The organism is Pseudomonas sp. (genome assembly GCF_037994325.1).
GTDB lineage: Bacteria > Pseudomonadota > Gammaproteobacteria > Pseudomonadales > Pseudomonadaceae > Aquipseudomonas.
Window position 1 is genome coordinate 1 of record NZ_JBBNAH010000023.1, and the last position, 9,782, is coordinate 9,782.

Sequence of the window (9,782 nt, forward strand, 5' to 3'; positions counted from 1 at the left end):
CCGCAATGCCGACGCGCAGCCGATCGCCAGGCAAAAAAATCCCCGCACTAAGCGGGGACTTTTAGAAGCTAATCAATTACTTGATTTTGGCTTCTTTGTAGATCACGTGCTGGCGAACAACTGGATCGAATTTTTTGATTTCGATTTTGTCCGGGGTAGTACGTTTGTTCTTGTCGGTGGTGTAGAAGTGGCCAGTACCGGCGCTCGACACCAAACGGATCAATTCACGCATGACTTTCTCCTTAAACCTTTTCGCCGCGGCTGCGGATTTCGGCCAGCACGACATCAATGCCACGCTTGTCGATGATACGCATGCCTTTGGCAGTAACGCGCAGACGGACGAAACGTTTTTCCGACTCAACCCAGAAGCGGTGATGCTGCAGGTTTGGCAGGAAACGGCGACGGGTTTTGTTGTTAGCGTGGGAAATGTTATTCCCGGTTACCGGACCCTTACCGGTAACTTGACAGACTCTCGACATACATCAGCCCTCTAAAACCACATGCCCAACCCGGCATGGGTTGGCCGCTTAAACTCAAAGTCATTTGGCGCTCTGCGCCGCGTTTCTTCAGGGTCTTACCGGCCACACCTACAAGCGAAGGAACCGGGCCCCTAGAAAAGAGCGCTGCTTTATACCAGAAAGCCCCCGGAGCAACAAGGATAACTACTGCCTACGGGCCAAACGGGGCCGAGCATTCTACCTGTAAGCGCTTAAACAAGGCATATTTCTCGGATAACCACTCGTCAGCCCAGGCTGATTGTTCTGCCGCGCGGCATGGTCTAGGGTAGGCCTCTTACCGATTAGCCAGGCCCGCGGATGGGCCGTCGACTCGCCAGCACCTGCGCTTGCGAGCACTCAAGGAGTCTGCCCATGCGCCTCGCCCCCTTGCCGCTGTTGCTTGTCTCGCTGCTCGCCTGCACTGCTCAGGCCGCCACGACCTTAAGTGTCTGCACCGAAGCCAGCCCGGAAGGGTTCGATGTGGTGCAGTACAACACGCTGACCACCACCAACGCCTCGGCCGATGTACTGATGAATCGTTTGGTGGAGTTCGATGCGGTCAGCGGCAAGCTACAGCCCAGCCTGGCGGAAAGCTGGACGGTCTCGGACGACGGTCTGGTGTACGACTTCCAACTGCGCCAAGGCGTGAAGTTTCACCAGACCGACTACTTCAAGCCCAGCCGCGAGCTGAATGCCGAAGACGCCCTATTCAGCTTCCAACGCATGCTCGACAGCAACAACCCGTGGCACAAAGTGGCGCAAAGCGGCTTCCCCCACGCCCAGTCGATGCAACTGCCCAGCCTGATCAAAAGCGTTGAAGCACCCAACCCGCAGCACCTGCGCTTTACCCTTAATCACCCGGAAGCCACCTTCCTCGCCACCTTAAGCATGGGCTTCGCTTCTATTTATTCCGCCGAATACAGCGCGCAACTGCTTAAAGCCGGCACCCCGGAAAAGCTCAATGCCCAGCCCATCGGCACCGGCCCGTTTGTGTTTAAGCGTTTCCAGAAAGATGCCGTGGTGCGCTATGCCGCCAACCCGGACTACTTCGCCGGCAAACCTGCGGCGGACGCCCTGGTGTACGCCATTACCCCGGATGCCAACGTGCGTCTGCAAAAACTGCGGCGCGGCGAATGCCAGGTTGCGCTGTCGCCCAAGCCGCTGGACGTCGCCGCCGCGCGCAAAGACAGCGCATTAAAGGTGGTGGAGACCCCGGCCTTTATGACCGCTTTCGTGGCGTTTAACAGCCAACACCCGCCACTGGATAAACCCGAGGTGCGCCAAGCCATCAACCTGGCTTTCGACAAAGCCAACTACCTCAAGGCCGTGTTCGAAGACAGCGCCACCGCCGCCAATGGCCCTTTTCCGCCCAACACCTGGAGCTATGCCAAGGCCTTGCCGGGTTACGCCCATGACGTGCAACACGCCAAAGACCTGCTGACCAAAGCCGGATTGAAGGACGGCTTCGACACCACCCTCTGGACCCGCCCCACCGGCAGCCTGCTTAATCCCAACCCAAGTCTTGGCGCGCAGCTATTGCAGGCCGACTTGGCCAAGGTCGGCATTCGCGCGCAAATCCGCGTTATTGAATGGGGCGAACTGGTGCGTCGCGCCAAAGCCGGCGAACACGACATTCTCTTTATGGGCTGGGCCGGCGATAACGGTGACCCGGACAACTTCCTCACCCCGCAGTTTTCCTGCGCGGCTGTGCAGTCGGGAACCAACTTCGCGCGCTACTGCGACAAAGGCCTGGATCAGTTGATCAGCGACGGCAAAGGCACCAGCGATGTGGCCAAACGCACCGAGCTGTACATCAAGGCACAAACCCAAATCCAACAACAGGCGCTGTGGTTACCCCTCGCACACCCAACCGCAGCCGCATTAACGCGAAACGACGTACAGGGCTATCAGGTCAGCCCGTTCGGTCGGCAGGACTTTTCGAAAGTTACGCTCAAGCCTTAAGCCTGGAAAAGGCGTAGAGAACTGCTCTCTACGCCTCAGCCGTCGCAGGCAACTGCCTACAACAAGCCACGTTCTGCCATCGACAGCGGCACCCCCTCGCCAATGATGAAGTGATCGAGCACGCGCACATCCACCAGCGCCAGCGCCTCCTTTATCTGCGCCGTTAAGCGGCAGTCAGCTTGGCTTGGCTCAACCGAGCCTGATGGATGGTTGTGGCAAAGAATCAGCGCCGCTGCGTTGTGCGCCAGGGCGCGTTTGACCACCTGCCGCAAGTAGACGTTAGCGCCGTCGATAGTGCCGTGAAACAGGGCTTCAAATGCCAGAACCCGGTGCTTGGCATCCAGAAAGAGACAACCGAACACCTCATGCTCTTCATGCCGCAACTGCGCCGTCAGGTATTCACGCACCGCCGTCGGGCTCTCCAGCACGGACTCGCGGCTAAGGTTCTCGGCCAAGTGCCGGCGCGACATCTCCAACACCGCCTGCAATTGGGCAAACTTGGCGGGCCCCAACCCCAGGTGCGCACTGAAGGTACGCAGGTCTGCCTGAAGTAGTGCTCGCAGCCCGCCGAACTGCCCAAGCAGGTCACGGGCAAGGTCCACCGCGCTGCGCCCAGCAACCCCCGTACGCAGAAAAATCGCCAGCAATTGCGCGTCGGTCAAACTGCTGGCCCCGTACTCCAATAAACGCTCCCGCGGACGATCTTGCGCGGGCCAATTTCGAATGCTCATAGATCCCCTCCATGTCGAGCGCAGCCCGCTGTTCCGCTGCGGGCGCTGTGCTATCTTAGCCCGACTTTTTTGCGCGACGACCGGCCTGGGGAGGCCGCCGTCGTGGGGGATTCCACTTCTTATAAGGCAGGCCTATGCAGCGGCTGTATCGGAAACGCATCGTCCTTGGCGTAGGTGGCGGCATTGCCGCTTATAAAAGCGCCGAACTGGTTCGCCGTCTGCGCGACCAAGGTGCGGAAGTCCGTGTGGTCATGACCCAGGGTGGTCGTGAATTCATCACCCCACTGACGCTGCAGGCACTTTCTGGCCACCCCGTGCACATGGACCTGCTCGACCCCGCCGCCGAAGCGGCCATGGGCCATATCGAACTGGCCAAATGGGCTGACCTGATTCTGATCGCTCCCGCCACCGCCGACCTTATGGCGCGCCTGGCCCAAGGCATCGCCAACGACCTGCTGACCACCGTGGTACTGGCCACCGACGCACCAGTCGCCCTGGCGCCGGCCATGAACCAAGCAATGTGGCGCGACGAAGCCACCCAAGCCAACAGTCAGTTGTTGATTGAGCGCGGCCTGCATATGTTTGGTCCCGCCTCGGGCAGCCAGGCCTGCGGCGATGTTGGCCTGGGGCGCATGCTCGAAGCCGACGACCTCGCCCAACTGGCCGCCGATTGCTTTAAACGCGAAAGCCTGACCGGGCGCCACGTGCTGATCACCGCGGGGCCGACCCAGGAAAATATCGACCCGGTGCGCTACATCACCAACCACAGCTCCGGAAAAATGGGCTTTGCCCTGGCCGAAGCCGCCGTTGAAGCCGGCGCCAAGGTCACCCTGGTGACGGGGCCAGTGCATCTGCCGACGCCTGACCGAGTCAACCGTATCGACGTGGTCAGCGCCCGCGACATGCTCGCCGCTTGCGAAGCTGCCATGCCCTGCGACCTGCTGATCGCCGCCGCCGCCGTGGCCGACTACCGCCCGGAAGTGGTTGCACAGCACAAATTGAAAAAAGACCCGTCCACCGGCGAAGGCATGCTCCTGCAGATGGTGCGCAACCCGGATATTCTCGCGACCTTGGCGCAGCGCGAAGATCGCCCCTTTAGCGTCGGCTTTGCCGCTGAAACTGAAAAACTGCTCGACTATGCTGCTCGCAAGCTCAAAGACAAAAACCTCGACCTGATCGTCGCCAACGATGTGGCCAACCCCAGCATCGGCTTCAATAGTGAAGAGAACGCAATCACCATCATCGACCGCGAGTTGCAACAAAGCAGCCTGGCACAAACCAGCAAAGGCAAGATTGCCCGCCAGCTGATCGCCTTTATCGCCGACCGTCTGAACCAGGCCTAAGGCCTATTTACCACCTGTAAAGAGCTACCCATGCACGCACTGCAAGCCAAGATTCTCGACCCGCGGATTGGCCGTGATTTTCCCCTGCCCGAATACGCCACCCCAGGTTCAGCCGGCCTTGATCTGCGCGCCATGCTTACCGAAGACCGCGTGCTCGAGCCTGGGCAAACCGTGCTGATCCCGACCGGCCTGTCGATCTATATCGGTGACCCGGGCCTGGCGGCCCTGATTCTGCCGCGCTCGGGCCTGGGCCATAAGCACGGCATCGTGCTGGGTAACTTGGTCGGCCTGATCGACTCGGACTACCAAGGCGAGCTGATGGTGTCCTGCTGGAATCGCGGGCAAAGCGCATTCACCATCACCGTGGGCGAGCGTATCGCGCAGTTGATGCTGGTGCCGGTGGTACAAGCGCGTTTCGAGCTGGTGGAAAACTTCGATGAGAGCCAGCGCGGCGCGGGTGGTTTCGGCCACTCGGGCAGCCAATGACCGATACGCACCTATTGCAACCGACCAACGCCAGGACGCACCGCCGAGGAGACACCGATTGAAACTCTTCAAGCGCACCGCCAAGGACGCTGAACCCCTACCGCAAGTAAGCGACCCCACCGCCGTAAAGGCCGATGCAGAGCCGCTACTGAAAACCCTGCTGCCCGGCCTTGGCGTGGCGTTTATTGGCTTGCTCGGCGCGGCGGCCGTGCTGTGGTTTGCCTTGCTCACCAGCGCGCAAACGCAAACCCAAGGCGAACTTGCCCATGCCTGGGGCGGCAGTCAGGCCGCAGCCTTGCAGCAAGCCCTACGCCAGCTCAGCGCCGACACCCAAGCCGCTGCACGCAATCCAAAGCTGCTATTAGCGCTGCAGAGCCAGAGCCCGGAAGTGATCAGCGCGGCTGAGCGCGACGTCGGTTACTGGGACGGCGTAGTCGATGCCTATATCAACCTGCCAGGCCAGGCTGTGCAGAACACCACCCGCGCCGCGCCGATGAACTTTGCGGCGATGGACTTGCTGCGTCGCGTCGAAAGCGGGCAAACCCCGGCCCCAGAAGCGTACAAAGTGGGTCAGCGCTGGCTGGTCTACAGCGCCGCGCCCCTGCGCCTGGCTGACGGCCAACCGCTGCAGGGCACTCTGCTGCTGATTATCGACCTGCAGCGCCTGCTCTCCGCCCTGCCGCCACTGCCCGACGGCATCGGCCAGTTGCGCCTGTCCCAACAGTTCGGCCAGAGCCCGGCGCAGGTGCTGGCTACCCGCGGGCAAGAGTCAACTGGCGCTCCCTTGGCGTTCACCAGCGGCAACTCCAACTGGAAGCTGGAGTTCCTCCCAGGTGAAGCGCTGTCGATGCCGGCGGTTTCCACCCTGCCATTGCTGCTGGCCATAGCACTGGCGCTCTCCGGCGCACTGCTGGGCCTGATGCTGCTCAATAATCGCCAGCAAAGCATCCTGCGCAAAGACGCCGACCAGCTCACGCAATTAGTACAAGAACTCTCTGCAGGCAAAAGCGTCAAAGCCTTCAGCCTGCGCTTGCCCGTTCTAAACGCGCTGGCGCAGAAACTCGCGCGAATGCCTCGCCGGCAAAGCGCACTGCCAACCGAAGTACAAGAGACCAAGGCGACACCTAGCAGTCCGAGTGGCACGAAAGTGGCAGCACCTGCCGCCGTAAAGCCTGCCGAGCTGGTGAACCCGCTCTTTCAAGACACCGATATTCTTGATATCGACATCCTCGACGAAGACCAGGATCTCCTGGGATTGGAGCAAGCCCCCGCTATGAGCAATGTGCCGCACACCGCACCCAACTTGCCCGCCAGCATCTTCCGCGCCTATGACATTCGCGGCGTAGTTGGCGACACCCTGACAACTGAAACCGCTTATTGGGTCGGCCGCGCAGTGGGCGCCGAAAGCCTTGCCGCTGGCGAGCCTAATGTATCGGTAGGCCGCGACGGCCGTCTGTCCGGCCCCGAACTGGTGCAATCGCTCATTCAAGGTCTGGTAGAAGCTGGCTGCGCCGTCAGCGACATCGGCCTGGTGCCGACCCCTGTTCTGTACTACGCCGCCAACGTATTGGCCGGTAAAACCGGCGTGATGCTGACCGGTAGCCACAACCCGCCGGACTACAACGGCTTCAAAATCGTGGTTGCTGGCGACACCCTGGCCAACGAACAGATCCAAGCCCTGCGCGAGCGCATCGAAACCAATAACCTCAGCAGCGGCCAAGGCAGCGTTGAGCAGGTTGAGCTGCTGGACCGCTACTTCAAACAAATCCGCGACGACATCGCCCTGGCCAAGCCGCTGAAAGTGGTGGTGGACTGCGGTAACGGCGCCGCCGGCGTCATCGCCCCGCAACTGATCGAAGCCCTGGGCTGCACCGTGATTCCGCTGTTCTGCGACGTTGACGGTAACTTCCCGAACCACCACCCGGATCCGGGCAAACCAGAAAACCTGGAAGACCTGATCGCCAAGGTCCACGAAACCGGCGCCGACTTAGGCTTGGCTTTCGACGGCGACGGCGACCGTGTCGGCGTGGTGACCAACAAAGGCACCATCGTTTACCCAGATCGCTTGATGATGCTGTTCGCCAAAGATGTGGTGTCGCGCAACCCTGGCGCAGACGTGATCTTTGACGTTAAGTGCACCCGTCGCCTGGGCGCACTGATCAGCGGCTACGGCGGCCGTCCGGTCATGTGGAAAACCGGCCACTCGCTGATCAAAAAGAAAATGAAGCAGACCGGCGCCCTGCTGGCCGGCGAAATGAGCGGCCATATCTTCTTCAAAGAGCGCTGGTTCGGCTTTGATGACGGCATCTACAGCGCTGCTCGCCTGCTGGAAATTCTCAGCCAGGACAAACGCGACGCCGAGCACGTGTTCTCCGCGTTCCCGAGCGATATCTCCACCCCGGAAATCAACATCACCGTAACTGACGAAAACAAGTTCGGCATCATCACCGCCTTGCAGCGTGATGGTCACTGGGGTGAAGGCAGCGTCACCACCTTGGACGGCGTGCGCGTCGATTACCCAAAGGGCTGGGGCCTGGTTCGTGCCTCCAATACCACGCCAGTGCTGGTACTGCGCTTTGAAGCCGACAGCCAGGAAGAGCTCGATCGCATCAAAGAGTTGTTCCGCGCTCAGCTGTACACCGCCGCACCTGACCTCAACCTGCCATTCTGACCGCCTGTATAGCCGGCCCTCGCGGCCGGCTACGCCGTTTTGCTGGAGCCCCGCATGACCCTCGAACGCGATGCCGCCACCAATGTTGCCAAGGTTCTCTCTGAGGCCCTGCCCTACATTCGTCGTTTTGTCGGCAAAACCCTGGTTATCAAATACGGCGGCAACGCCATGGAAAGCGACGAGCTGAAAACCGGCTTTGCGCGCGACATCGTGTTAATGAAAGCGGTAGGGATCAACCCGGTCGTTGTACACGGCGGCGGCCCGCAGATTGGCGATCTACTCAAACGCCTGTCGATCGAAAGCCACTTTATCGACGGCATGCGCGTGACCGACGCCGCCACCATGGACGTGGTGGAAATGGTGTTGGGCGGCCAGGTAAACAAAGACATCGTTAACCTGATCAACCGCCATGGCGGCAGCGCCATCGGCCTGACCGGTAAAGATGCCGAGCTGATTCGTGCGAAAAAGCTCACAGTGACCCGGCAAACGCCGGAAATGACTCAGCCGGAAATCATCGATATCGGTCATGTTGGCGAAGTGGTTGGGGTCAATACCGACCTGCTGAACATGCTGGTTAAAGGCGACTTTATTCCGGTCATCGCGCCAATTGGCGTGGGCGCCAACGGTGAGTCGTACAACATCAACGCCGACTTGGTGGCAGGCAAAGTGGCTGAAGCGCTGAAAGCGGAGAAGCTGATTTTGCTCACCAACATTGCCGGCCTGATGGACAAAGAAGGCAACGTACTGACTGGCCTTTCCACCGCACAGGTGGATGGCTTGATCGCTGACGGCACAATTTACGGCGGCATGCTGCCGAAGATTCGCTGTGCGCTGGAAGCGGTGCAGTGCGGCGTCAACAGCGCCCACATCATCGACGGTCGCGTGCCCAATGCGGTGTTGTTGGAGATTTTCACCGACAGCGGCGTCGGCACCCTGATCTGCAACCGCAAGCATCACTGATAAAAAGCACCCAATAAAAAGCCCCGCTGAGGTTTCTCAGCGGGGCTTTTATTGCGCGATCAACTCACTGCTTGGGGCCTAACAGGGTCAGCAGTCGAGCGCGGTCGGCATCGAAACTCGCCTCGGCCTGTTTGCGGCCTTCCACGTAACGCTGAATATCAGCCTCAACACCAACTTGTTCCGCTTTGATGTTTTCGATCTGCGCCACCAAGTGGTCGGGTACCTGCTTGCCAGCACGCTCCATGTCCGCAGCCTGGCCCTGCAAGTTGCCTTGCTGGGTTTTCAACGAGGCCAGGTTGCCCCGCGCCACGGTGATGACCCCGTCCAACTCCGCCAGCTTGCGGGCTTTGGCACGATCAACGTCTTCAGGTGTGGAGTACAAACGCAGCAATTGCGCATCGGTGCTAGCGCGGGCCTTGTCAGCCAAAGCACGCTGGCGCTCCTCAAGGCTCGGCGCCGGCGCAACCACCTGAATCACACGGCCCTGATCGTTGAGCACCTCGTAGCCCTTGGAAATGAGGTCCGAAGGAACGCCCTGACGGTCCAGAACCGTAACACCCTTGGCATCCACGTAACGGTAGAAACGCACCGAACTATCGGCGGCCGCAGTACCGGCAAAGGTCAGCATGCTGAAGATCAACGTGAAACGGATAACGTCCGGCCTGAGCATGCAAACAACACCCTGTCGTGGTTAAGACTTAAATTCCGTATTGCGCGCGGTATGCCTGCACGGCAGGCAAATATTTCTTCAGTTCAGCATCTTGGGCCAAGTATTCCAGTACTTGTTCCAACGAAACGATGCTGACCACCGGAATACCGAAATCGCGCTCAACTTCCTGAATGGCCGACAACTCACCTTTGCCGCGCTCTTGGCGATTCAATGCAATCAGCACGCCAGCTGCAGTTGCACTTTGCCCTTGAATGATCTGCATGACCTCACGAATCGCGGTGCCGGCGGTAATAACGTCGTCAATAATGAGCACATTACCGGCCAACGGTGCACCAACCAGGGTGCCGCCTTCGCCGTGGTCTTTGGCTTCTTTGCGGTTGAAGCACCAAGGCAAATCACGCTGATGGTGTTCTGCCAGGGCAACGGCAGTGGTGGCAGCCAGAGGAATGCCTTTGTAGGCCG

The 9,782-nt window shown here is 60.0% G+C and carries 10 protein-coding genes; 5 read left to right on the forward strand and 5 right to left on the reverse strand.

Annotation, left to right across the window (positions count from 1 at the left end; genetic code table 11):
* Window positions 1–76: 76 nt before the first annotated feature.
* Both rpmG and rpmB read right to left on the reverse strand, forming a co-directional pair.
* Window positions 77–232: a 50S ribosomal protein L33 gene (gene rpmG / locus AAAB16_RS00725; RefSeq protein WP_108095062.1), complete on the reverse strand. Its 156-nt coding sequence runs from the start codon at window positions 230–232 to the stop codon at window positions 77–79.
* A 10-nt stretch (window positions 233–242) separates the two neighbouring features.
* The gene (gene rpmB, locus AAAB16_RS00730) at window positions 243–479 is read right to left on the reverse strand and encodes a 50S ribosomal protein L28 (protein WP_084303647.1); all 237 of its coding nucleotides are present in this window, start codon (window positions 477–479) and stop codon (window positions 243–245) included.
* A gap of 390 nt (window positions 480–869) precedes the next feature.
* Between rpmB and AAAB16_RS00735 the strand changes: the two genes are divergently transcribed.
* A complete protein-coding gene (locus tag AAAB16_RS00735) occupies window positions 870–2,459 on the forward strand; it encodes an ABC transporter substrate-binding protein (protein ID WP_340661605.1) in 1,590 nt (529 codons plus the stop codon).
* A 56-nt stretch (window positions 2,460–2,515) separates the two neighbouring features.
* Here the strand turns inward: AAAB16_RS00735 and radC are convergent, their stop codons facing one another.
* Complete coding sequence (gene radC, locus AAAB16_RS00740) at window positions 2,516–3,190, reverse strand: DNA repair protein RadC (RefSeq protein WP_340661606.1); 675 nt, start codon at window positions 3,188–3,190, stop codon at window positions 2,516–2,518.
* Window positions 3,191–3,324: 134 nt separating this feature from the next.
* Here radC and coaBC point away from each other — a divergent pair, with 134 nt between their 5' ends.
* The 4 genes from coaBC (at window position 3,325) to argB (ending at window position 8,650) form a co-directional block, all read left to right on the forward strand.
* Window positions 3,325–4,533 carry a bifunctional phosphopantothenoylcysteine decarboxylase/phosphopantothenate--cysteine ligase CoaBC gene (gene coaBC, locus AAAB16_RS00745; protein ID WP_340661607.1) on the forward strand — a complete coding sequence of 403 codons (1,209 nt, stop codon included), beginning with the start codon at window positions 3,325–3,327 and terminating at the stop codon, window positions 4,531–4,533.
* Window positions 4,534–4,563: 30 nt separating this feature from the next.
* A complete protein-coding gene (gene dut, locus AAAB16_RS00750) occupies window positions 4,564–5,019 on the forward strand; it encodes a dUTP diphosphatase (RefSeq protein WP_340661608.1) in 456 nt (151 codons plus the stop codon).
* 1,273 nt (window positions 5,020–6,292) lie between these two features.
* Window positions 6,293–7,690 (forward strand): phosphomannomutase/phosphoglucomutase, encoded by a 1,398-nt coding sequence (gene algC / locus AAAB16_RS00755; protein ID WP_340661611.1) that lies wholly within the window; start codon window positions 6,293–6,295, stop codon window positions 7,688–7,690.
* Between the two features lie 54 nt (window positions 7,691–7,744).
* Entirely contained in the window at window positions 7,745–8,650 is a 906-nt protein-coding gene (gene argB / locus AAAB16_RS00760) for an acetylglutamate kinase (protein ID WP_110615389.1), read from the forward strand.
* Window positions 8,651–8,714: 64 nt separating this feature from the next.
* On the opposite strand, the gene AAAB16_RS00765 is transcribed toward argB, so the two are convergent.
* Both AAAB16_RS00765 and pyrE read right to left on the reverse strand, forming a co-directional pair.
* The gene (locus AAAB16_RS00765; protein WP_340661609.1) at window positions 8,715–9,320 is read right to left on the reverse strand and encodes a DUF4124 domain-containing protein; all 606 of its coding nucleotides are present in this window, start codon (window positions 9,318–9,320) and stop codon (window positions 8,715–8,717) included.
* Window positions 9,321–9,348: 28 nt separating this feature from the next.
* Window positions 9,349–9,782: orotate phosphoribosyltransferase (pyrE, locus tag AAAB16_RS00770; RefSeq protein WP_340661610.1), on the reverse strand; the 434-nt coding region annotated here is incomplete at its 5' end.